This window comes from Pseudarthrobacter enclensis (assembly GCF_001457025.1).
In the GTDB taxonomy this organism is placed as follows: Bacteria; Actinomycetota; Actinomycetes; order Actinomycetales; family Micrococcaceae; genus Arthrobacter; species Arthrobacter enclensis.
The window spans coordinates 83,757-106,179 of record NZ_KQ758606.1 but is presented as its reverse complement, the minus strand read 5'-3'; the positions used below and the strand labels follow the sequence as shown (position 1 = coordinate 106,179).

The following is a 22,423-nucleotide window of genomic DNA, read 5'->3' as shown; positions in this document are numbered from 1 at the left end:
GTCCTCCTAGTTGCTGCGCACGCGCGGGTCGAGCCGGACGTACAGGATGTCCACCAGGAAGTTGGCAAGCAGCACGGCGGCGGTGATGGTGAGGAACAGGCCCTGCATGAGCGGGTAGTCAAGGCCCTGCACGGCGTTGAGGAGCTGGTAGCCCACGCCTGGGTAGGCGAACACCACTTCGGTGAGCAGCGCGCCGCCCACCACGAAGCCCAGGCCCATGCCGAAGCTGGTCACCGAGGGGAGCATGGCGTTCCGGGCGGCGTAGCGGAGCATGATGCGTCCGGGGCGCAGTCCCTTGGCCTCGGCCATGGTGATGTAGTCCTCGGAGTTGGTGGCGATCATGGTGTTCCGCATGCCCAGCATCCAGCCGCCGATGGACACCAGGACGATGGTGAGCGCCGGCAGCACCAGGTGGGCGGCGACGTCGCCGATGAACTCCGGCGTGAACCCGGGCTCCAGCCCGTCGGTGAACGCGTGCCGGATGGGGAACCAGCCCAGCACCACGCCGAACAGGTACAGGGCGCCCATGGCGAGCCAGAAGTACGGGAACGAGCCGATGAACACCAGTACCGGGGGCAGGGCGGAATCCACCGCTCCGCCGCGGCGCCAGGCTGCCGCGATGCCCAGCAGGTTGCCCACGACGGCGGCAATCACCAGGGCGGTGCCGCCCAGCAGGAGGGTCCAGCCAATCTGGGACGAGATGACCTCGGTGACCGGCGTGGGAAAGCGGGAGATGGACACGCCCATGTTGCCGGTGAAGATGTTGTGCAGGTAGTCGGTGTACTGCGCCCAGAGGGGCCGGTCGTCCACCCCGAGCAGCTTGCGCAGCGCCTCGATTTGTTCGGGCTGCATTCTGTCCTGCGAACGGGCAAACATGCGGGAGACGGGATCGCCCGGCATGAAGCGCGGGAGCAGGAAGTTCAGGGTGATGGATGCCCAGAAGGCGACCAGGTAGAAACCCAGCCGGCGCAGGATGAAGCGCACGGGTTCCCTCCAATTCGGGAGTGGTGAAAAGAGTTGGGGGCTGGCCGCCGGAACGTCCGGCGGCCAGCGGTGTCACGCGTGGTGGGCAGGGCCCTTACTTGCGCGGTTCCAGCGTGGTCAGCACCAGCACTGTGGTGGGGGCGCGGACCGACAGGGTGGCGTAGGGGTTGTCCTGGGTGGGCCAGCCGGTGAAGCGGGTGTCACTGAAGGCGCCCCATTCGGGACCGGAGAACAGCGGCACCAGGGGGGCCACGTCGTCGTACTCTTCCTGGAGCTGGTTGGCGATGTCCTTCTGCTTCGCCTGGTCCGACTCCGCGGCAAACTCTGCCAGCAGCGCGTCGGCCTTCGCGTCGCCGAAACGGTGGTAATTGTCGAACGTCTTGGTGCCCACCGGCTTCACGGTGGAGGTGCCCATGGAGGTGTTGAAGTACTTGTACGGGCTGGGGTCGTTGGCGCTCCAGACGATGCCGGAGTCGAAGTCACCGGTCTCGTAGCCGGCCACCACGGCGGCCCAGTCTGGGGAGTCCACCTTGGCGGTCACGCCGATCTCGGCCAGGTTCTGCGAAATGACGTTGGCCACCGAGAGCCAGTCGGAGGAGGAAGCGCCCACGGAGATTTTGAATTCGAACGGCTTGCCGTCCTTGAGCGTGCGCTTGCCGTCGGCGCCCTTGGCGTAGCCGGCCTTGTCCAGCAGCTCGTTGGCCTTCTGCACATCGTGGTTGGTCCACGTGCAGTTGTCCTTGACCTCGCTGTTCTTCCACAGTTCGTAGTTGCCGGACAGACCGGTGCAGTCCGCGGGCTGGGCGTAGCCGCTCATCCCGATCTTGGTCACCTGGTCCCGGTCCACGGCCATGCTCAGCGCCTTGCGGACGTCAACGTCATTGAAGGGCGCCTTGGTGGTGTTCAGCTGCCAGTTGATCATGGCCCCCGTGGGCGGGAACCAGTACTGGCGGTGCTCCTTGTCCTTGGACACAAAGGTCTTTTCGATATTCGGAATGTACTGCGGTGCCCAGTCCACGTCACCGTTGGCCGCGGCGAGGTTCGCGCCGTCGTTCCCGGCGAAGGCGAGCATCTTGATGCCGGCGATCTTCTGCTTTTCCGGCTGCCAGTAATTGGGGTTCTTCTTCAGCACGAAGGACTGGGCCTGGAAGCTGTCCACCTCGGTGTAGGGACCGGTGCCCACGGGCTTGGCGTTGGCGTCCTTCTCGGGGTCGGCCAGCGCGGACCAGATGTGCTTGGGCAGGATGGTGAGCTGGCCGACGTCGTACAGCGCCGGCGACCAGGGCTTGTTGAAGGTGAAGGTGACCTTGTTCCCTTCGGCGCTGACGCCGTCGAGGTATTCGAAGCCGCCCTTGATCTTCTTCTGCAGCTCGAACGTGTAGGCAACGTCATCGGCCACCAGCGGCTGCCCGTCGGACCATTTCACGCCGTCGCGCAGGGTGAAGGTGATGGACTTCCCGTCATCGGCGGCTTTCCAGTCCGTGGCGAGCCACGGCACCGTGTCCCCCTTGGCCGGGTTGAAGATCAGCAGGGATTCGTAGATGGACTGCTGGACCATGGGGTTCACCGTGGGTGCGAACGGGTTGAAGTTCTGCACGAAGGTGCCCATGTCCTCCCGCGGAATGGTGAGGAACGCACTGGCGTTTGAGGCCGCGTCGCCGGCTTTGTCGGGGTTGGCCGCGCAGCCGGTCAGCAGCATTGCGCCCACCGCCAGGCCGGCGGCCGTGATGCGGGCAGCCCTGAAGAATCGGGGGTGTGTCATGATGGTTATCTCTTTTCCTGTCTTCATCAGCGAGGTGAAGGGTGGGTTAGGGGTTTTGCTCTTCGGACCTTGATTTCGCGGTCAGACCGAGGAGCGTTCTAGCAGCGGACAGTCGACCAGTTGCTGGTCGGCAATGATCGGCTGTCCTGCTGTAAGAGCGGCGAGCGTCCGGACGCCCAGGGCGCCCATTTCTTCGAACGGCAGCGCAACAGTGGTCAGTTTGGGCCGCAGGTAGGCCGCAATCAGTTCCTGGTTGTCGAAGCCGATCACGGCAATGTCTCCGGGGATGGTCAGGCCCCGTTCCTTGATGGCGTCGTAGGCGCCCATTGCCATCCGGTCGTTGAGGCAGAACAGCGCCGTGGGCCTGTGCTCCCCCTGGTACCGGTCCAGGATCCGGCCGGCGGCCTCGTAGCCGCCGTCGGCCGTCGCGTATCCGGACACCACCAGTTCCGGATCCAGGTCCAGTCCGGCGGCGGTCAGTGCTTCGCGTGCACCTTCCAACCGCCCCACTGCTGCGGGGATGTCCGGATCGAGGTTGATGACTCCTATCCGTGTGTGGCCGGCCTTGAGCAAGCGTTCGACGGCGACCCGGCCACCCGCACGCTCGTCAGGGACGATCGAGGGCAGCTTTCCGTCAGCGTCGAAGCAGTTGATCAGGACGGTGGGTACTTCATTGGCGCTCTGCGGGACGTGGACGCCCCGGTGGAAGGTGGCTGCGTACAGAAGCCCTTCCACGCGCTGTTCCAGCAGCTTCTCTGTTGCGGCGTCCTCCAGGCCCTGGTTGGGTCCCTGCGCGTCGGCCTGGTCGGAGGGCGCGACCAGCAGGAACCGGCGGTCAAGCCATGCCTGGTCCTGGGCACCTTTGATGATGTCCACGGCGAAGGGTGCCGTGACGATCTCGGTGACGATGCCGTACCAGTCACTGCGCCGGGATGCCAGCGCCCGTGCCCCGGCGTTGGGCCGGTAGCCCAGCGCCTGGACGGCGTCGTTGATGCGGGTGCGGGTTTCCTCGGAGATGCTGGCGTTTTCGCGGTTGCTCAGCACGAAGGAGACTGCGGTCCGGGACACCCCTGCATGCTTGGCGACGTCCGTCATGGTGACGCCCCGCTGCCGCGCGGACGCAGGCTTGCTCGGGGTGGTGCTTTTCGCCATTGAATGCTCCGGGTCTTCGTGGTGCCGGGCTGTGCCGGCGGCCGTGTCCTGATGGTGTTCCCTGCACCGCCGACCTTGTGGGTAACGCGCGTTACTTGGAACGTGTGACTTAGGTTACGCGCGTTACTGGACCTGTGTCAACGTCCTATAAATTTCCCGCGCTAGGCTTCCTGTATGGCACTGATAGCCCCCCGGGCCACAGCCGGGCTGCCCGCAGACGAGGCAGCGGCGCTGGGCCGGGCCCTCCGCGACAGCAACGACATCACCGTGTTCGTGGACGGCACCGTCCACCGCCTGCCCGCCCAGGCGAGGGACGCCGTCGTCGACCTCCTGGCCAGGCTCAGCCGCGGGGACGCGGTGACCGTCAGCAGCGTCGAGGAAATGCTGACCACCTCGCAGGCCGCCGAGCTTGCCGGCATCTCGCATACCTACCTGCGCAATATGACGGACCGCGGCGAGATCCCCGTGGAATACCGTGGCACCCACCGGCGGATCCGGCAGGCCTCCATCCTGGCGTGGCTGGAGACGCAGCGCCGGAAAGAGCGTGAGGCCGCGGCCGGCACCGGGGACGCGGCCACTGACGTCGCGGCCACCGGCAACGCGGGCGACGACGGCGGGGCGCCTTAGTGCCCAAGCCGCTAGAGTCCCGCCCCATTGAAGCCCGCGGCCTGACCGGCCGGATCCTGTGGACCGGCACCACGCCGCCGCCGGGCACGGACGCTGCCGCAGAGTCCGCCGCGGCCACACCGGCCTACGTCCTGGTCCACGGCATCGGCGTGTCCCACCGCTACCTTCGGAAACTGCATGGGCAGCTGGCCGGCGGTGCACCGACCTATTCGCTGGACCTGCCGGGATTCGGCGGCACACCGCGGCCAAGCAGGCAGCTGCCGGTGGAGGAATACGGAGCCTTCATCGCGGAGGCGCTGAAGGCCTGCGGCATTCACTCGTACATCCTGGTGGGCCACTCAATGGGGGTTCAGTTCAGCATTGAGGCCGCACTGAGCGCACCCTCCCGGGCACGCCGGCTGGTGCTGATGGGCCCGGTGGTGGATGAACGCCACCGCAGCGTGAGGCGCCAGGGCGTGGCCCTGTTCCTGGACGCCCTGCTGCGGGAGAGCGCCTCGTCCAACTGGGCCGTCTTCACGGACTACCTGCGGTGCGGGCCGCGCTGGTACTTCACGGAACTGCCGGTGATGATGGAGTACCCCACCGAGCAGCGGCTGGCCGGCATTGACGTCCCTGTGCTGGTGCTGCGCGGCGAGCAGGACCAGGTTGCGGGCCGGGAGTGGTCGCGCCGCCTTGCCGGCGTGGTGCCGCAGGGCCACTTCGCCGAAATTCCCCGCACCGGCCACGTGGCCCAGCACCTGCGGCCGCGGGAAGTTGCCGGCGCCATCACATCCTTCGTGGCTGCAACTCCGGTTTAGCCGGACCACCGCCGTCAGATCCTGGGCCGCGACGCCCACCGCCTCATCTTCAGCGCGGCGTGCAGTTCCAGCCGGGGCAGCCCCTTCAGCGGGTCCACTCCCAGGAGCTGCCGGATCCGGCCCAGCCGGTTGTAGATGCTGCTGCGGTGCAGGTGGAGTTTTGCGGCAACGTCCTGGACTGACCCGTCGTTGTCATACAGCAGCTCCAGGACGGGGATGAGCTCACCGTTGCGGTCATGGTCCTCGAGTTGCCGGAAGTAGACGGACCCGGAGTCCGCCCACGCACCCACCCCGCCGCCGGCGGAAGCGAGCAGCTGGTAGACACCGGTGGAGCGGCAGTCCACCAGTTCGCCCAGCTGGGGATCGACGGCGGCCGCCTGGGCCGCCAGCTTGGACTGCCGGTAGGCCTCGCCCAGCTGGCGGGTGCGGGCAAACCCCTCACTGATTCCCAGGATGATCCGGTCCACCGGCCGCCCGGACCGTTTGGCCAGCTCCAGCTGGTAATGGACCAGCACCTGGGCATGATTGGCCCGGCCCGCCAGCTCCTGGAACAGCAGCACCGAGTGGGTTTCCGTCCCGGCGCTGAACAGGGCAGCATCCACCCCCACGGTGGCCTGCAGCGCGGTGGAGCGGTGAATCAGGGTTGAGGCGATGGGGTCTGGGCCGCTGGCCCAGTTGTCCGCATCCAGCACCGTGACCATTTGCCAGGGTCCGCGGCCCTGCACCTCTTTCCAGCCGGCCACGGCGGCCACCGCGTTGGGTTCCCCGGCGCAGGCGGACAGGAACTCCCTTTCGCGGCTCCGCCGAAACTCGGATTCCGCCGTATTGGAGTCCAGCAGGAGCCCGGACAGCAGCTCCAGCTCATGGTTGACCGAGGGCAGCTGGGTGAGGATCGCCGTCGGGCTTTCCTCCGCCGAGTCCTGCTGCACCCAGAGGTATCCCACACGGAACCCGCGGACCATCAGCGGAACGCAGATCCGGCCCAGCATGCCCAGCTCCGGATTGGCGGGAACCACCACGGGCCGGACCGCGGTGGCGATGCCCTGGGACAACTGCCAGGCGCTCACATCCGCCGGGACCTTTTTGCTGAGCAGGAAGTTCACGCGGACCCGGTCCGCGTGGGACTGGTTGGAGCTGTAGGCGAGCAGCAGGCCGTCCAGGTCCTCGAGAGAGAGGCCGCGGCCCAGTTTCTGCGCCACCCGCTCCACGAGCTGTTCCACACCCTGCTGCTGCATGGGCCAACACTACTGCCACCCGGGGGCCGGGGACGAACGGACATCAGGCGACACCTGACGCTCGCAGGCTCGACAAATGTCGATGCCGGAAGAGTAAAATCCGCGAAATGTCGCGGTAGCGGCGGGCGCCGGCGCTGGCGGCCATGTCGGCTGGCTCACAACGGGATTTATCGTGGAAACACGAAACCCACCCGCACTTTCCGGCCATCCGCCGAGAACCTGGAGCCCACGATGATCATCGGTGTCCCCAAAGAAATCAAGAACAACGAGTTCCGCGTCGCCATCACCGCTGCGGGCGTCCACGAGTTCCGCACCCACGGCCACACCGTGCTGGTGGAGCGCGGCGCGGGCCTGGGTTCCGGCATCACCGATGAGGAATACGCCATTGCCGGCGCCGAGATCGTCACCGAAGCCGATGACGTCTGGTCCCGCGCGGACATGGTCATGAAGGTCAAGGAACCCGTCAAGGCCGAGTACCACCGGTTCCGGAAGGGCCTGATCCTCTTCACCTACCTCCACCTGGCCGCCGAGCCCGAACTGACCCAGGAGCTGATCAACTCCGGCGTCACGGCCATCGCCTACGAAACCGTCCAGGAGGGCCGCGCCCTGCCGCTGCTCGCCCCCATGTCCGAGGTTGCCGGCCGGCTGTCCGTCCAGGTGGGTGCTTCCTCCCTGATGGCTCCCGCCGGCGGAAAGGGAGTACTGCTGGGCGGCGTTCCCGGCGTGCGTCCGGCCAAGGTGGTTGTCCTCGGCGCCGGTGTTGCCGGCACCAACGCCGCCGCCATGGCCCTGGGCCTCGGCGCCGACGTCACCATCCTGGACATCAACATCAACCGGCTCCGTGAACTCGACGCCCAGTACCAGGGCCGGTTGAAGACGGTTGCCTCCAACGCCTACGAGATTGAAAAGTCCGTGGTGGACGCCGACCTGGTGATCGGCTCCGTCCTCATCCCGGGCGCCAAGGCCCCCAAGCTGGTCACCAATGACCTCGTGGCCCGGATGAAGCCCGGCTCCGTACTGGTGGATATCGCCGTGGACCAGGGCGGCTGCTTCGAGGACACGCACCCCACCACGCACCAGGAACCCACCTACAAGGTCCACAACACGATCTTCTACTGCGTGGCCAACATGCCCGGCGCCGTGCCCAACACCTCCACGTACGCCCTGACTAACGTCACCCTGCGCTACGCCATTTCACTGGCCAACCTGGGCGTCAAGGCCGCGTTCGACCGTGACCCCGCCCTGGCCGCCGGCCTCAACATCGCCGCAGGCCACGTGGCACACCACTCGGTGTCCGAGGCGCACAACCTGCCGCTCGTGGCTGACTGGCACGAGCTCGTCTCCGCCTAGGCCCTGTTGCCGTCGGAACGGCAGTCATCCAACGCGTGCTGCTCCTTCGTCGCTTTGACGCACGCTTTCTGGATGGCTGCCGTTCCGACGTTAAGACCCTAAGGAGGCGAGCTCGCGGGCTTTTTCTATGATGGTGAGGACCTGCACGGCGTCTTCCGGGTTTACCGGGAGGGGGTGGGGTGATTGTGCGCCGCCGTCGAGGATCTTTTCTGCCAGGAGGCGGTAGAACTCGGGGTAGTTGCCCCGGGCGGTGGGTAGCCGGTCCAGGTGCCCGTCCCGGCCCAGGGTGCCGGCCCACTCCGGCGCCTCCACCCCGTAGTCCTCGTCGAGGGGGCTGCCGCCGGCCACAATGTAGGGCTCCTGCGGGTCCACCCCATGCTTGGTGAAGCCGCCCACGGACCCCAAAACCCTGAACCGGGGCGCCTGCTGGGCGCACAGCATGTTCATGCTGAGGTGGGTGAGGACGCCCGCGTGGTGGCGGAGCACCAGGAACACATCGTCGTCGGCGCGCTCGTCGGAGCGTCGTGCCTTCAGCTCGGCGTGCACCACCCTGGCCGGCCCGAACAGCTGGAGCGCCTGGTCGATCAGGTGGCTGCCCAGGTCAAACAGGACCCCGCCGCCGTCGTCCGCGGTTGCCCGCGCCTTCCAGGCCTTGGCGATCGACGGCGTCCACCGCTCAAACCGTGACTCGAAGCGCAGCACCTTCCCCAGGGCCTGCGCGTCCAGCAGTTTCCGTAAGGTGAGGTAGTCGCCGTCCCAGCGCCGGTTCTGGAAGACCGTCAGGACCCGTCCCCGGTCGCGGGCCAGCGCGATCAGCTCCTCACCCTGAACGCTGGAAACGACGAAGGGCTTATCCACCACCACATCCAGGCCCGCCTCCAGCGCCGCCTTGGCCAGCGGATAGTGGGTGGCCGGCGGGGTTCCCAGCACCACGAGGTCCAGGCTGTCCGCGCGGTCCAGGACAGCCCGCCCGTCAGGCACGGTCCGCACGCCCGGGTAGCGGGCCGTAGCGGCCTCCTGCCGGCCGGCATTGGAGGTGGCAATGATGTCCAGCGAGTAGTTGCTGTCCGCGTCCAGCAGCGGCGCGTGGAACACGCTGCCGGAGAGCCCAAAGCCGACGACGGCGGTGCGGATGGCGCGTGGCGCAGCTTCAGTTTCCGTCATGCCACCAACGCTACTCCGCTGTGTTCCCGGGCGCGCACGAGGATGCTTCCGCCGCCCGGGCGCTGCTTAAAAGGCCGCGGCCGGCACCTCCCGCCTGGGGAGATGCCGGCCGCGGCTGTTCCGATGCAGCGGGAAAGTTACTTCTTTTCCCAACCCAGGGTGGTCCAGTCCGGGACCTGGGACAGGCTCTGGAACAGCGACGGGCCGTAGTTGGCGAGGCCCGTGCGGACGAAGGAAATCTGCGGGCCGTTCATGACCACGCCCATGGAGAAGTACTTCGCCATGTGCTCCTTTTCGACCTCCATGGCCGCCTTGTTGCGTTCGGCGTTGTCCTCGATGGAAGCGAGGTCGGCGATCTTCTTGTCCAGCTCGGCGTCGCCCAGCTGGTTTTCGTTCGTCTTGGAGTCGTAGTACTGCTTCACGGCATCCGTGGCGTCCGGGCCCACGGTGTAGCCGGAGACGCTCATGTCGAAGTCGCGGCCGCCGATGACCTTGCCGAAATCGGCGGAAGCGCGCTGGTCGATGCCAACGTCCATGCCGCCGGCCTGCAGCTGCTTCTGCAGGGTCTGGGTGAAGGCCAGGGTGGTGGGATCGTCACCGAAGTTGCTGATCTTGAAGGCGGCAGGCTTGCCGTCCTTTTCCATGATGCCGTTGGCGTTCGGAGCGTAGCCGGCGTCCGTGAGGGCCTTCTTGGCGGCGTCAGGACCGGTTTCCTTGACGGGGTAGTTGTCCTGGTAGTACTCGGAGAACGGCAGCAGCATCATGGAGCCGGAGCTGGGCTCTTCCCAGTTCAGGCCGTTGAAGCGCACCTTGCGGAGGGCTTCGCGGTCGACGGCGGCAAAGATGGCCTTGCGGACGGCGACGTCGGTGATCTTCTGGGCGTTGATGTTCATGCCGCCGGCGAAGAGGCGCTGGCCGCGGCGGATGTCCGCGTCCTTGGTGCCTTCGAGCTGCTTGTACGGGGTGATGGTGTTGGCGGAGACGGCGTCGATTTCACCGTTCTTGAACGCCGCGATCTGCGCGCTGCTTTCCAGCTGGCGGAAGGTGACGTTGGCCAGGACCGGCTTGTTGCCCCACCACTTGTCATTGGGAACCATGGTCACGGTCTTCGCGGCGGGATCGTACTGGTCCAGCTTGAAGGGCCCGGCCATCCACTCGGGGTGCATGTTGCCGTTGAAGCCTTCGTTGAAGACCTCGGGGCTGTTCACGGCCGGGTGGATCAGGCCGAAGAAGAGCGAATCAACCGGGTACACCGGCTGGGTGGTCTTGACGATGACTTCCTTGTCGCTGCTGCCGGCCTCAACCGATTCGACGAACTGGTACGCGCCGGAGCTGACGATGTCGTAGCCGTTGTCCGGGCTCTTGAGGATGTTCCAGGTGTTCTGGAAGGCCTTCACGTCGATGGGCGTGCCGTCGTTGTAGGTGGCCTTGGGGTTGACCTTGATGGTGATGGTCTGCTTGCCGTCCTTGACTTCGCTGTCCACGGATTCGCAGAAGTCCGGGTTGGCGGTGACCTTGCCGACGAAGTCGACCTTCCAGCAACCGCCGATGCCGCCGCTGTTCATGGCCACCGGGTTCATCGGGATCTGCAGGGCGGAGTTGTCCGCGCTGTTGCCGTTATTGGAGAAGCCGTTGAAGTCCGGGCCGATGTTGCCCAGCGGAAGGGTGACCTTGCCGCCCTGCTCAAGATCGGCTGCCGGCTTTTCGTTGATGCTGATCAGCTTGGACAGGTCGCTGCCTGCCTCCTGGCCCTTGGCTGTCTCCGGCCCCGTGGAGCCGCCAGAGCCGCAGGCGGTCAGCGCCAGAGCCGCAGCAATGGCTGCCGCTCCGCCGATCCTGTTCAGATTCCTCATGGTTTTCCCTTCATTGATGCGGGTGGTGCTGCTGGTGGGTCGGCTAAATCTAAGGGGCATGGTGTTCCGCCTGGTCGTGCGTGACGAGCATGTCGTCGTCCAGTTCCCCGTCGGGGAAGAAACACGCAAACTGCTGGTCCAGCGCCGGCGCTTCCGGTTGCAGTGACCGGGCCGCCTGGGACGGGGCAACGGCCTCCAGCGGAGGTTCCAGGGTCAGGCACTTTTCCTGCTTGGCGGCAGGCAGGGCCGCGAAGACCGGGCAGCGGGTGGCAAAATTGCAGCCTTTCGGCGCATCAAGCGGGGACGGCAGGTCTCCCTTGAGGATGATGCGTTCGCGGGTGCGCTCCACCTGGGGGTCCGGTACCGGGATGGCGGAGAGGAGGGCGCGGGTGTAGGGATGACGGGGGTTATCGAAGACCCGGTCCACCTCGCCGATTTCCACGATCTTGCCCAGGTACATCACCGCGACGCGGTTGGAGATGTGGCGGACAACGGAGAGGTCGTGGGCCACCAGGAGGTAGCTCAGGCCCAGTTCTGCGCGGAGCTTGTCCAGGAGGTTGATGACGCCGGCCTGCACCGACACGTCGAGGGCGGATACCGGCTCGTCCAGGACCACCAGCTTCGGGTTCACGGCGAGGGCGCGGGCGATGCCGATGCGCTGCCGCTGGCCGCCGGAGAACTGGTTGGGGAACCGGTTCACGTGATCCGGCTGCAGGCCGACCAGCTTCATCAGTTCCATGATCCGCGTCCGGATGGCCGGCCGGTCCATGCCCGCGTTCTGCAGCGGCTCGGCCAGCACCTCGTACACCGTGAACCGGGGGTCCAGGGCGCCGGTGGGGTCCTGGAACACCATCTGCAGTTCCCGGCGCATGGCGCTCTTGGTTCTGGCATCCGCGGCCTGCTTGTTGCTCAGCCCGCCGATCACCACCTCGCCGTCCTGGTCCTTGTGGAACTCCATGATCTCCAGCAGCGTGGTGGTCTTGCCGGAGCCGGATTCACCCACAATGGAAAAGCATTCGCCTTCGCGGATATCAAAGCTCAGCCCGTCCACAGCCTTGACGGTGCCGATGCGCTTCTTGATGAGCGCACCCTTGGTCAGCGGGAAATGCTTGCGGATGTCCCTGAGCTGGAGCACGGTGGAGCGGTCTGTCCGCGGGATCGCGTCGAAGCGGGATTCCGGCACCGGCGGAGCGGCAAAGATGTCGTGGACGTCCACGTCCCCACCCAGGGCCTCGGACTTGATGCACGCTGCGTGGTGCAGCGCGCTGCCGGGAACGGGGGCCAGGGGAGGCTCACCGTCACGGCAGGCGTCGGACGCCAGCGGGCACCGTGGGGCGAACGAGCAGCCGGTGGGCGCGTGCAACAGGTTTGGCGGCAGGCCGTCGATGGGAACCAAGGACGTCTTTTCCGCCACGTCCACCCGCGGCACGGCTCCCAGCAGGCCCAGGGTGTAGGGCATGCGCGGGTTGTAGTAGATGTCGTCCACGGCACCGGTTTCCACCGGTTTGCCCGCGTACATCACCATGATGTCGTCGGCCATGCCCGCCACCACACCGAGGTCGTGGGTGATCATGACGACGGCGGCGCCGGTTTCCTCCTGGGCGGTGTGGAGCACCTCAAGGACCTGGGCCTGGATGGTGACGTCGAGCGCCGTCGTGGGCTCGTCCGCGATGAGTACGCGGGGGTTGTTGGCGATGGCGATGGCGATCATGACGCGCTGGCGCATGCCGCCGGAGAACTCGTGCGGGAATGCCTTGAGCCGCGCCTTCGGGCTGGGGATTCCCACCATGGCCAGGAGTTCGACGGCGCGGGCTTCCTTGGCCTGCTTGCTCATCGTGGGGTTGTGGATGGTCAGCGCTTCGATGATCTGGGTGCCCACGGTGTACACCGGCGTGAGCGAGGACAGCGGGTCCTGGAAGACCATGGCGATGTCGTTGCCGCGGTAGCCGCACATGGCCTTGTCGCTGAGCCCCAGCAGTTCCTGGCCGCGGAGCCTGACCGAACCGGTGACCTCGGCGGTTTCGGGGAGCAGGCCCATGATGGCCAGCGACGTCACGGACTTCCCGGAGCCGGACTCGCCCACGATGCCCAGGGTCCGGCCCGGCATGAGGTCGAAGTCCACGCCGCGCACCGCGTGCACTACGCCGTTTTCCGAGGTGAACCGGACGTTGAGGTCCCGCACGGACAGCACGGCGTCGGTGGGTGCGTGCAGGCCGGCGATGTGCAGCCGTTCGACGGCGTCCTCCGTGGAGTTGACGGACGCGGTGGGGCCGGAGCCGGTGGTGGTTTCGCTGCTCATTTGCTCTTCTCCACCCGGATCTTCCTGGCCTTCCTTGCTTTGCCTGTGGAACTTGAACTGGGGTCGAACGCGTCGCGCAGGCCATCGTTCATCATGGCCAGGGAACCGGTAAGCAGGAACATGACGGTCAGCGGCACCCAGAACATCCACGGGAAGGTCTGCACCTGGGAGGTGGCCCCGCCGATCAGGACGCCCAGGCTGACGTCCGGAACCTTGATGCCGATGCCGATGAAGGAAAAGGCCACCTCGGCGAGGATGGCGCCGGTGACGCCGCGGGTGATGTCCAGGACCAGCAGGGAGCCGATATTGGGCACCAGGTGGCGCCAGACGATCCGCCGCGGCGGTACGCCCATGTACTGCGCCGCCTTCACGAAGTCCCGCTGCATCAAAGACATGGACAGGGAGCGGATGAGCCTGGCCGTTCCCATCCAGCTGAACACCAGCAGCACAATGATGAGCAGCAGCCAGGAGGGCAGGTCCCGCTTGAGGCCGGCACCCCCCCCGCTGGTGGCCACGGCCACCACCAGGAGGGCGGGCATCATGATGAGCGCTTCGAGGACGAAGAGCATCACCTTGTCCACCTTGCCGCCGAAGTACGCCATGGTGCAGCCGTAGACGGCGGCGATCAGGACTGAGACGAGCCCCACCACCAGGCCGATCAGGATGGAGATGCGGGTGCCTTCGACCGTCATGGCGTAGAGGTCGATGCCCGCCTGGGAGGTTCCCAGGAAGTGCTCGGCCGAGGGCGGCATGCCGATGTTGAAGGGGTCGATCGTTTCCTTGTCCCACGTGGTGAAGAAACCGCCCACGAAGGAGAACACGGTCAGTGCCAGGAAGATCACCAGGCCGGCCACGGCGGTCTTGTTCCGCATGAAGCGGCGGAAGATGATGGTGGACTTGCCAATGACGACGTCGGCGCTGTCCAGGTGCGCGTCCTGTGCCGCGGCGGCGGGATCGACTGCGTTGAGGTTGGTCATGGTTACTGCACCCGCACTCTCGGGTCCACCAGGGTGGTGGCGAAGTCGGCCAGGATGGCGCCCAGGGCAAAGATGACTGAGCCGTAGGCCAAGGTGGCGGTGGCCGCGTTGACGTCCTGGAGGGAAATGGCGTCGATGCTCCAGGAGCCTACGCCCGGCCAGGCGAAGATCTTTTCGGCGAAGAAGCCCCCGGCGAAAATGGCCGGGATGGTGAACGCGATGCTTTGGGCCACCGGGATGAAGGAGACCCGCAGGGCGTGCCGGGCGATTGCCTGGTTCCTGCTCAGTCCCTTGGCCCGGGCCGTCCGGACGAAGTCTGCGTTGACGTTGTCCAGCAGGTACTGGCGCTGGGCGATCTGGTACGCGCCCCAGCCCACCAGCGTGATGGCCACGGTGGGTACCGCGTAGTGAGCGGCCATGTCAACCACCTGCGCCCATCCCGGCTCCATCCCGGGAGTGGATATGCCGGTGACGAAGAAGATCCGCTGCCCCACCGTTTCGTTGATGTTGATGGCGCCGAGCTGCACCAGGAAGTAGGCGATGGGAGCCGGGACGATGTAGGCCAGGTAGCTGTAGGAGGTGATGACCCGGTCCTGGAACTTGTACTGCCGGGCCGCCGAATACACGCCGAGCGCAACGCCGATGATGAGGGTCAGGATGATGGAGGCCAGGAACAACCGGGTGGAGATCCACACGCGGTCCCCGAATTCTGCGTTGATGTAGGCCCCGTTGGGGCTCCGGCCCCAGTCCCAGCGGGTCACGACGCCGGTGAGCCATTGGACGTAGCGCTCCCAGGGGCTCAGGTCCGGGTCGAGGCCCTTGAGGCGCATCGAGTTGGCCACCTGCTCCGGGGTGGGCCGCGGGATCCGTTCCTGCTCGAGCAGCGCGGGTTTCAGCGAGCTGACGGCAAGGAAGTACCCGGCGGAAGTGGTCAGGAAGATCATGAAGACGTACGTGATGCCGCGCTTGGCGAGGTACTTGAGCACGGGACTACTTCTGCTTCGCCGCCGCGTGCTGCTGTGCAGGACACAGCCATGGGCGCCGGTGTGCCGGAATGCGGGGCAAAACAACAATCACGCGTTGGATCCTTCCGTCTTCCCCGGTTGGGCGGGAGTTGTGCCGCGTCACCGGGGTTCGTTGCCAGCGGATAGCTGGCTCCCGCTTCCCTCTCGGAACTGCCCTTGCGGACTATGTTGCGGGTCACATTCCAGAGGAAACTATCACAGCCCGAAAGGCAAGATGCCCGGTAATGGCGGGAAAAGAGCAGTGCCGTATCAGATTGTTATGAATAATTCTGTGAAGTTGATTTGACTGGACGCTGCAAGCGCGGCGGACTAATCTATGCAGGCCTTACGACGCGTGTCACAAGATCGCGCCAGGACGCAACCAAGCGTTCCGGGGCCACCCCATGCCGCCGCACCAGGTCCAGGAGGCGTTCGGGATCCAGCGCGGCGCCCAGGGATCCGGCCATCAGCCAGGAATCGGCGTCGAACCCTGCATCATCCAGCAGTACCTCAATATGCCGGTGCCACAGGGCGGCAGCGGGAACATCGAACCGGCCGCGCGACGCGTCCTCGGCGGCGAGGACCAGGTCACCGAATTCGACCACATAGGCGATGCGCCCGGCGCCGAAGGCCACCAGCCGTTCCAGAGCCGGCGCACCAGGGCCCAGCGGCGGCGGGCCGAACATGAAGCGTGACTGGAAGTCCACCTCCGAGTCATGGAGCAGCGCCAGCATCAGGCCTGCCCGGCTGCCGAACCGGCGGAATACCGTCCCCTTGCCGACGCCCGCACGCTCGGCCAGGCGGTCCATGGTGAGGCCACCGGCGCCGCATTCGGAAATGAGCTCCTTGGCGGCCCACAGAAGCCGCTTCCGGTTCCGTGCGGCATCACTGCGCTCGGCTGCCGCTGCCTGGTCCGGGCCGGAGCGGAATGGGATGGACGTCACAAGCCCCAGTCTAGCCCGATGGAATATAACCGGACCGCAGTCCGTTTAGTCTGGGTGAAGGCAGCATTGCCTTGGCTTTTGACACCGGCCACCGGCCCCCACCCAGGAGTTTTCCATGACGAAGAGCACCATCCTTACCCTTGTCGGCAGCCTGCGCGCAGGGTCCACCAACCAGCAGCTGGCGGAGGCCATCCAGCTCAACGCTCCCGAGCAGGTGGATGTCGTCATCCACGAGGGCCTGGGCAACATCCCGTTCTACAACGAGGACATCGACGTGGAAGGCCAGGTCCCCGCCGAGGCAGCCGCCCTGCGGGAAGCAGCTTCCAAGGCCGACACCGTCCTGCTGGTCACCCCGGAATACAACGGCACCGTCCCCGCGCCGCTGAAGAACGCCATCGACTGGCTGTCCCGCCCGTTCGGCGCAGGCGCCCTCGCAGGCAAGCCGACCGCCGTCGTCGGCACCGCTTTCGGCCAGTACGGCGGCGTGTGGGCCCAGGACGAGGCCCGCAAGGCTGCGGGCATTGCCGGCGCCCGGGTGCTCGAGGACGTCAAGCTTGCCGTCCCCGGATCCATGGTCCGCTTCGCCGAGATCCACCCGAAGGACGACGCCGAAGTGGTGGAGCAGATCAAGGGAGTCTTTGACGCCCTGACGGCCACCGCACCGGCCGCCTAAGGCCACCGAAGGTTAAACCCGGCACAGCCGGCCGCCCGGTACGCAGGTTCGCGTACCGGGCGAAACCGTATGCGGGGCCTTCCGTAACCAAGTCTTGTCCCAACCGGTACCGCCCGGACACCTTCCGGAAGCGCGCGGCGCCGTAGCGTTAATCCACTCAACGTGCCGGGAATGGGATGCGGTGCAGCATGGCGTGTGGAACGGGCGGCACAGGACGCCGCAGGATGTGGGCGGCGGCCGCCGCTCTTGCACTTCCGCTGTGGCTCACCGCCTGCGACAGCCTCCCCGGCGCAGGTCCGGCCGCACCGCCCGGCGGGACAGCAGGCAATCCCACGGCAGCCGCCGGGGCCGGAGAGCCTGAGCCGCACCCCCAGGCGCCGCCGCCCGCAGGCACGCCGGATACGCCCCCCGGGTCCGGCCCCTCCGGCACGGGACAAACCGGCACAGGACAAACCGGCACAGCATCAATGACCGCAGGATCAACCGGCGCACCCCCTACTGTGCCGGAGGCACTCCCGCCCGGATCCGTAAACCCGGCCACCCCCGGGCAGGCGGCCGCGGGGTCACCGCCCGCGGGTCCCGCCGCCGGCAGTACCGGCCAGGCGCCGGCAACGGGATCCGCGCCGGAACACCCCGCGCCGGAACTACCCGCCCCCGGCCGCCGCACGGCCACGGCGTACTTCGTGCTGCTGGACGACGGCGGGAGCAACGGAGTGCGTTTCGGCTGCAATGACAGCCTGGTGGGCCTGGCCAAGGATGCGCCGGCAGGCATGGAGCCGCTGCCCGCCGCCATGCAGGTCCTGCTGACTGCAGGAACGGACACCAGCCTTCCCGGCGGCGGGCCGGCCCAGGGGCGGGACACTTACAACGCCCTCGCCGGCTCCCGGCTCAAGTTCCTGTCCGGCACCTTCGACGGGACCACGGTGACCGTCTACCTGGCCGGAGCACTCAGCCTCGGCGGCGTGTGCGACATCCCGCGCATGGAGGCGCAGCTAACCCAGACAGCCTTGGCCGCCGTGGACGCAGTGCGGGCCCAGGTCTACCTCAACGGACGGCCGCTGGCAGAGGTCCTCCGCCTCGACGGCGCGGACGGCCTGTAAATAGATAAACAACAGGTGTTGCTTTTGGGGCAACTCACCGCTGTATCCTGAGCATGTGAGCCACGAGACACTCGACGCTGCAGCCGCGTCTCTTCCAGCCGAAGCCATTGATGCCATCGAGCGGGCAGCCACCTCCGCCCACCGCCACGAGGAGCTGTTCTCTGAACGTGCCGCCAACATCCGGCAGTCCGCGGTGCGCGACGTCTTCGACATCTCGCTCCGCCCCGGCCTGGTGTCGCTGGCAGGCGGCAGCCCGTACCTCCGGTCACTCCCCCTGGACCGTCTGGCCGAAACCGCCGCACGGATTATCGCCGACGACGGCCTGACCGCCCTGCAGTACGGGGCCGGGCAGGGGACCGAGGAACTGCGCACCCAGATCTGTGCGGTCATGGCGGCGGAAGGCATCACGGATGCCCAGCCGGAGAATGTGGTGATCACCGCAGGCTCCCAGTCCGCCCAGGACGTCGCCACCAAGCTGTTCTGCAATCCCGGCGATGTGGTGCTCGTGGAGGATCCCACCTACGTAGGCGCCCTCAACACCTTCGAGGCTTACCAGGTGCAGGTGGAAACCGTGCCCATGGACCAGTCGGGCCTGGTTCCCGAGCTCCTGGAAGCCCGGATCGCCGCGCTGCAGCTCGCCGGCAAGAGCATCAAGTTCCTCTACACCATCCCCAGCTTCAACAACCCCTCGGGCATTACCCTTTCCGCCGAACGCAGGCAGCAGATCGTCGACATATGCCGCACAGCGAATATTCTAATCATCGAGGATAACCCCTACGGGCTGCTGCGCTTCAACGGCGAACCACTGGCACCCCTGCGGGCGGACAACCCTGACGACGTCATTTACATGGGGTCGTTCTCCAAGATCTTCGCCCCCGGGCTGCGCATCGGCTGGGCACTGGTCCCCGCGCACCTGCAGCGCCGGTACTACCTGGCGGCGGAAGCGGTGACCCTGTGCCCGCCCGCCCTGAACCAGATGCTGGTCTCGGCGTACCTGCGGGACTTCGACTGGCAGGGACAGATCCGCACCTACCGGAGCCTGTATGCGGAGCGTTGCAGGGCAATGCTCTCCGCCCTGGAGGAGTACATGCCCGAAGGCGCCACCTGGACCAGCCCCGAGGGCGGATTCTTCGTCTGGGTCACCCTTCCCGAAGGGGTGGACACCTATCCCCTGCTGCACAAGGCGATCGATGCGGGAGTCGTGTTCATTCCGGGAGCTGCGTTCACGCCGTCGGACGAACCGTCCAACAAACTCCGCCTGGCCTTCAGCGCCGTCCCGCCGGATGCCATCCGGGAAGGCGTGCGCCGCCTGGCACCGGTACTGCAGGAAGCGCTGGCCGCACGGTAGCCTTGGCCTCACCACTGCTGCAGAACCTAGCAAAGGAGCAATTCATGAGCGGAACGATCGTTGTAGGCGTCGACGGAAGCGGGACGGCCAAGAAGGCCGCAGAATCCGCACGGGACCTGGCAGCAGCCATGGGTGCATCCCTCCACGTCGTCTCCGCCTTTGACAGCGACCGCACGGAGGTCTTCGGCAGCGGAAGCGACCAGTGGATCGTCTCTGACGCGGACGCCGCCGAGCACGTCGCCCGGACCGTGGCGGAGTCGCTGGGCGGACAGATCAAGGTGACGTACTCGGCGGCCCGCGGACGTCCCGCCGACGCCCTCATCAAGGAGGCCCTGCGCATGGAGGCCAAGATCATCGTGGTCGGAAACCGCCGCATGCAGGGCATCGGCCGCGTCCTGGGCAGCGTCGCCAACAGCGTTGCGCACAACGCCCCCTGCGACGTGTACATCGCCAACACGTACGACGCCGACTAGGAGTTACGCCGGACACTCCCCGTGGTGGCACGGATCGCTGCGGGGGGTGGGCGTTCTCACGCCCGGATCGGCCTTTCAGCCCAGAGCGCAACGATAAAATTGAGTGAGCCCTCAATGGTGCGGACAACCCTACCCGACCACCACCGAGGGGACCCCTTGATTACTTTGCAGCGCCGTCAGCTCGTAGGCCACGACATCCTCCTGGCCCGCCACGGAAACCACATTTCCTCCATGCGCGTGGACCGCGGCAACGGAACCGTTGTGGCCCTCCTGGACGACGGCAGCGTTGACACGGCACCCAACATGATTGCCCCGGACCTGAACATGCCGCACACCGTCCGCAGCGTCATGCGGGAGGACTGGAAGCTGCTGTCCATCATGACCGGCGCGGCCGCAGCCTGGGCTGCCCTCATGGTGGGTGCCGCCGTGGTGATCGCGTCGTCCACCGGGAACACCGCCGCCCTGGACATGATGTACGCCTACCCGGGCTACTGATCCACCACCGCTGACCCTAGGGCACCAGCCAGGCCCGCAGGAGCCACCAGATTCCTGCCATCACCACGCCGCCGAAGAGCGAGCCAGCCACCACCTGGGCCAGGGTATGGGCGCGCAGCACCACGCGCGACCAGCCAACTGCCGGAACCAGCAGCAGCAAGGGCAGCCACGCGGCCCCCAGCATGAGCACCGCCACCACCGCCGAACAGGAAATGGCTGCGGCATGTCCGCTGATTTTCCAGAACGGGCTGACGGCCGCCAGCACCACCACGCCGCCCACCACGGCCAGCACCATGGCGAAGACGCTCGCAGGAGCGCCCGCCGCGGCCAGCACCGCCAGCCCTGCAAGGATTGATGCCAAAGCCATCAACAGCACGGGAAGACGCTGCCTGCGGTCGCTGACGTGGTGGTCCGTAACCTTGCCCAGCCGCACCAGGACCAGCAGCAACAGCAGCGGCACCACGCAGACAAACAGGGCCGCCAGCGCGCCGTAGGCCATGGTGGCCGGGAAGCCGTCCTGGATCAGCGGGCTGAGCAGCAGCTGGACGGTGACCACCACCGGCGGCTGGAAGGTTTCCGTCAGCCACCGCGCCGTCCTGTTCCTGGCGCGGATGGACCGGCCGGGCATCACCGGCCCGGCCGATCCGTCCGCTTTTGCCTCAGTCAAGGAGCAGCGCGGGTTCTTCCAGGATGGCGGCGACGTCGGCCATGAACCTGGCGGACAGGTCGCCGTCCACCACCCGGTGGTCGAACGAGCCGCCCAGCGTGGTGATCCAGCGCGGGATGACCTCCCCGTCCAGGACCCACGGCTTCTGTTTGATGGTGCCGAAGGCGACGATCGCCACCTCGCCCGGGTTGATGATCGGCGTTCCGGTGTCGATGCCCAGCGCGCCGATGTTGGTGATGGTCAGGGTGCCGCCCTGCATTTCGGCGGGCTGGGTTTTTCCGGCACGGGCCGTGGTGGCAAGGTTGTTCAAGGCCACCGCCAGTTCCTTGAGCGACAGGTCCTGGGCGTTCTTGATATTCGGAACCATCAGGCCGCGTGGCGTGGCCGCTGCGATGCCCAGGTTCATGAAGTGCTTGACGTGGATCTCAGCATTGCCGGATTCGGCGTCGTCCACCCAGGCGGCGTTGACGCTGGGGTTCCTGGCCGCGGCCCAGATGACGGCCTTGGCAAGGATCAATAGCGGCGAGATCTTGATGCCCTCGAAGTCCCGGGAGTTCTTGAGCCGCTTGACGAACTCCATGGTGCGGCTGGCGTCGACGTCCACGAAGATGCTGACGTGCGGAGCCGCAAAGGCTGAATCCACCATGGCCTTGGCCGTGGCCTTGCGCACTCCCTTCACGGGGATCCGCTCAATCCGCTGGTCCTGCGGCTTGCCGGCCTTGCCCCAGAACCCGTCCGCCTTGTCCAGCTCCGCGTCCCGCTGGGCCTGGTAGCTGACCAGGTCCTCGCGGGTCACTTCGCCGCGGGAACCGGTGGCCACGACGTCCGCCAGGTCGATGCCCAGGTCCCTGGCGATCTTGCGCACCGGCGGCTTGGCTAGGACGCGGTTGACCAGCCCCGTGATGGTGCCGCCCAGCGTGGGCCGCGTGTCCACAGCGCCGGCCGCCGTGACTTCGGCAGGAGTGTGGGGCTGGACCGGCTCCACCTCAGGGGCGTTGGCGGTGATGGAATCCGCGGGCGTCCTCGGTGCCGCAGCGGCGGCGGGCGTCCGGGAGATCCGGGGCCTGCGCTTCACGGCGTCGGCCTTCGGCCCGGAACCAACCAGCGGCCCGGCGGCCGGGGCACCGCCCTGCGTCCCACCGTCGTGCGTGCCCTGCTCCGCGTCCTGGCCCTGGGCGTCGTCCGGGAGCTTGCCGTAGAGCGGCTGCTCCAGCACGTCCGGAGTCCCGGGGGCTTCCGGGGCCCGGACGTCAGCCGGGGTGGGATCGCCGGCTACGTCGTCGCTGACGCTGATGATCGCCGTGCCGACGTCGATGGTCACCCCTTCCTGCACCAGCAGTTCGGTGACGGTCCCGGCAAAGGGCGACGGCAGTTCCACGATGGACTTGGCCGTTTCGATTTCGCACAGGACGTCATTGATGGCGACGGCGTCGCCCGGCTTGACCTTCCAGGAGACGATTTCGGCTTCGGTGAGGCCTTCACCGACGTCGGGCAGGTTGAATTTGTTCAGTGCCATGGT

20 protein-coding genes are annotated in these 22,423 nt (G+C 66.8%); 8 read left to right on the top strand and 12 right to left on the bottom strand.

Annotated elements, in window-relative coordinates; genetic code table 11:
* Positions 1-6: 6 nt before the first annotated feature.
* From AS031_RS16880 to AS031_RS16870, 3 genes are all read right to left on the bottom strand, one after another.
* A complete protein-coding gene (locus tag AS031_RS16880; RefSeq protein ID WP_058269318.1) occupies positions 7-984 on the bottom strand; it encodes an ABC transporter permease in 978 nt (325 codons plus the stop codon).
* Positions 985-1,078: 94 nt separating this feature from the next.
* Positions 1,079-2,746, bottom strand: a complete 1,668-nt coding sequence (locus AS031_RS16875) for an ABC transporter substrate-binding protein (RefSeq protein WP_058269317.1) — start codon at positions 2,744-2,746, stop codon at positions 1,079-1,081.
* An 81-nt stretch (positions 2,747-2,827) separates the two neighbouring features.
* On the bottom strand, positions 2,828-3,898 hold the full coding sequence (locus AS031_RS16870; RefSeq protein WP_058269316.1) for a LacI family DNA-binding transcriptional regulator: 1,071 nt from the start codon (positions 3,896-3,898) through the stop codon (positions 2,828-2,830).
* A 174-nt stretch (positions 3,899-4,072) separates the two neighbouring features.
* Here AS031_RS16870 and AS031_RS16865 point away from each other — a divergent pair, with 174 nt between their 5' ends.
* Both AS031_RS16865 and AS031_RS16860 read left to right on the top strand, forming a co-directional pair.
* Positions 4,073-4,525 (top strand): helix-turn-helix domain-containing protein, encoded by a 453-nt coding sequence (locus AS031_RS16865; RefSeq protein ID WP_058269315.1) that lies wholly within the window; start codon positions 4,073-4,075, stop codon positions 4,523-4,525.
* On the top strand, positions 4,525-5,322 hold the full coding sequence (locus AS031_RS16860) for an alpha/beta fold hydrolase (RefSeq protein WP_082642037.1): 798 nt from the start codon (positions 4,525-4,527) through the stop codon (positions 5,320-5,322). The genes AS031_RS16865 and AS031_RS16860 overlap by 1 nt, the downstream gene beginning before the upstream one ends.
* Positions 5,323-5,336: 14 nt before the next feature.
* On the opposite strand, the gene AS031_RS16855 is transcribed toward AS031_RS16860, so the two are convergent.
* A complete protein-coding gene (locus AS031_RS16855) occupies positions 5,337-6,557 on the bottom strand; it encodes a PucR family transcriptional regulator (RefSeq protein WP_058269314.1) in 1,221 nt (406 codons plus the stop codon).
* Positions 6,558-6,788: 231 nt separating this feature from the next.
* Between AS031_RS16855 and ald the strand changes: the two genes are divergently transcribed.
* Positions 6,789-7,907 (top strand): alanine dehydrogenase, encoded by a 1,119-nt coding sequence (gene ald, locus AS031_RS16850; RefSeq protein WP_058269313.1) that lies wholly within the window; start codon positions 6,789-6,791, stop codon positions 7,905-7,907.
* A 90-nt stretch (positions 7,908-7,997) separates the two neighbouring features.
* On the opposite strand, the gene AS031_RS16845 is transcribed toward ald, so the two are convergent.
* From AS031_RS16845 to AS031_RS16820, 6 genes are all read right to left on the bottom strand, one after another.
* Positions 7,998-9,071 (bottom strand): Gfo/Idh/MocA family protein, encoded by a 1,074-nt coding sequence (locus AS031_RS16845; protein ID WP_058269312.1) that lies wholly within the window; start codon positions 9,069-9,071, stop codon positions 7,998-8,000.
* Positions 9,072-9,208: 137 nt separating this feature from the next.
* The gene (locus tag AS031_RS16840) at positions 9,209-10,924 is read right to left on the bottom strand and encodes an ABC transporter family substrate-binding protein (RefSeq protein ID WP_058269311.1); all 1,716 of its coding nucleotides are present in this window, start codon (positions 10,922-10,924) and stop codon (positions 9,209-9,211) included.
* A 49-nt stretch (positions 10,925-10,973) separates the two neighbouring features.
* Positions 10,974-13,223 (bottom strand): ABC transporter ATP-binding protein, encoded by a 2,250-nt coding sequence (locus AS031_RS16835; RefSeq protein ID WP_058269310.1) that lies wholly within the window; start codon positions 13,221-13,223, stop codon positions 10,974-10,976.
* Positions 13,220-14,200, bottom strand: a complete 981-nt coding sequence (locus AS031_RS16830; protein ID WP_058269309.1) for an ABC transporter permease — start codon at positions 14,198-14,200, stop codon at positions 13,220-13,222. Before AS031_RS16830 ends, AS031_RS16835 begins: the two co-directional genes overlap by 4 nt.
* A gap of 2 nt (positions 14,201-14,202) precedes the next feature.
* Entirely contained in the window at positions 14,203-15,186 is a 984-nt protein-coding gene (locus AS031_RS16825; protein ID WP_058269308.1) for an ABC transporter permease, read from the bottom strand.
* Positions 15,187-15,539: 353 nt separating this feature from the next.
* Positions 15,540-16,148, bottom strand: coding sequence for a TetR/AcrR family transcriptional regulator (locus tag AS031_RS16820; protein WP_058269307.1), 609 nt, complete (start codon positions 16,146-16,148; stop codon positions 15,540-15,542).
* Positions 16,149-16,263: 115 nt separating this feature from the next.
* Between AS031_RS16820 and AS031_RS16815 the strand changes: the two genes are divergently transcribed.
* From AS031_RS16815 to AS031_RS16795, 5 genes are all read left to right on the top strand, one after another.
* The gene (locus AS031_RS16815; protein ID WP_058269306.1) at positions 16,264-16,821 is read left to right on the top strand and encodes an NAD(P)H-dependent oxidoreductase; all 558 of its coding nucleotides are present in this window, start codon (positions 16,264-16,266) and stop codon (positions 16,819-16,821) included.
* A gap of 467 nt (positions 16,822-17,288) precedes the next feature.
* Positions 17,289-17,921: a hypothetical protein gene (locus tag AS031_RS16810; RefSeq protein WP_228379661.1), complete on the top strand. Its 633-nt coding sequence runs from the start codon at positions 17,289-17,291 to the stop codon at positions 17,919-17,921.
* A gap of 55 nt (positions 17,922-17,976) precedes the next feature.
* Positions 17,977-19,269 carry an aminotransferase-like domain-containing protein gene (locus tag AS031_RS16805; protein WP_058269305.1) on the top strand — a complete coding sequence of 431 codons (1,293 nt, stop codon included), beginning with the start codon at positions 17,977-17,979 and terminating at the stop codon, positions 19,267-19,269.
* Positions 19,270-19,313: 44 nt separating this feature from the next.
* Entirely contained in the window at positions 19,314-19,742 is a 429-nt protein-coding gene (locus AS031_RS16800) for a universal stress protein (protein ID WP_058269304.1), read from the top strand.
* A gap of 156 nt (positions 19,743-19,898) precedes the next feature.
* Positions 19,899-20,237, top strand: a complete 339-nt coding sequence (locus AS031_RS16795; RefSeq protein WP_082642036.1) for a hypothetical protein — start codon at positions 19,899-19,901, stop codon at positions 20,235-20,237.
* Between the two features lie 16 nt (positions 20,238-20,253).
* Here AS031_RS16795 and AS031_RS16790 read toward each other — a convergent pair whose 3' ends face one another.
* Complete coding sequence (locus AS031_RS16790; RefSeq protein ID WP_058269302.1) at positions 20,254-20,865, bottom strand: phosphatase PAP2 family protein; 612 nt, start codon at positions 20,863-20,865, stop codon at positions 20,254-20,256.
* 31 nt (positions 20,866-20,896) lie between these two features.
* Positions 20,897-22,420: a dihydrolipoamide acetyltransferase family protein gene (locus AS031_RS16785; RefSeq protein ID WP_058269301.1), complete on the bottom strand. Its 1,524-nt coding sequence runs from the start codon at positions 22,418-22,420 to the stop codon at positions 20,897-20,899.
* Positions 22,421-22,423: the final 3 nt, after the last annotated feature.

Coding starts and splice junctions, on each gene's coding strand:
- AS031_RS16875 (WP_058269317.1), bottom strand. CDS start 2,746: ATGACACACCCCCGATTCTTCAGGGCTGCCCGCATCACGGCCGCCGGC.
- AS031_RS16870 (WP_058269316.1), bottom strand. CDS start 3,898: ATGGCGAAAAGCACCACCCCGAGCAAGCCTGCGTCCGCGCGGCAGCGG.
- AS031_RS16865 (WP_058269315.1), top strand. CDS start 4,073: ATGGCACTGATAGCCCCCCGGGCCACAGCCGGGCTGCCCGCAGACGAG.
- AS031_RS16855 (WP_058269314.1), bottom strand. CDS start 6,557: ATGCAGCAGCAGGGTGTGGAACAGCTCGTGGAGCGGGTGGCGCAGAAA.
- ald (WP_058269313.1), top strand. CDS start 6,789: ATGATCATCGGTGTCCCCAAAGAAATCAAGAACAACGAGTTCCGCGTC.
- AS031_RS16845 (WP_058269312.1), bottom strand. CDS start 9,071: ATGACGGAAACTGAAGCTGCGCCACGCGCCATCCGCACCGCCGTCGTC.
- AS031_RS16840 (WP_058269311.1), bottom strand. CDS start 10,924: ATGAGGAATCTGAACAGGATCGGCGGAGCGGCAGCCATTGCTGCGGCT.
- AS031_RS16835 (WP_058269310.1), bottom strand. CDS start 13,223: ATGAGCAGCGAAACCACCACCGGCTCCGGCCCCACCGCGTCCGTCAAC.
- AS031_RS16830 (WP_058269309.1), bottom strand. CDS start 14,200: ATGACCAACCTCAACGCAGTCGATCCCGCCGCCGCGGCACAGGACGCG.
- AS031_RS16815 (WP_058269306.1), top strand. CDS start 16,264: ATGACGAAGAGCACCATCCTTACCCTTGTCGGCAGCCTGCGCGCAGGG.
- AS031_RS16810 (WP_228379661.1), top strand. CDS start 17,289: ATGACCGCAGGATCAACCGGCGCACCCCCTACTGTGCCGGAGGCACTC.
- AS031_RS16800 (WP_058269304.1), top strand. CDS start 19,314: ATGAGCGGAACGATCGTTGTAGGCGTCGACGGAAGCGGGACGGCCAAG.
- AS031_RS16790 (WP_058269302.1), bottom strand. CDS start 20,865: ATGCCCGGCCGGTCCATCCGCGCCAGGAACAGGACGGCGCGGTGGCTG.
- AS031_RS16785 (WP_058269301.1), bottom strand. CDS start 22,420: ATGGCACTGAACAAATTCAACCTGCCCGACGTCGGTGAAGGCCTCACC.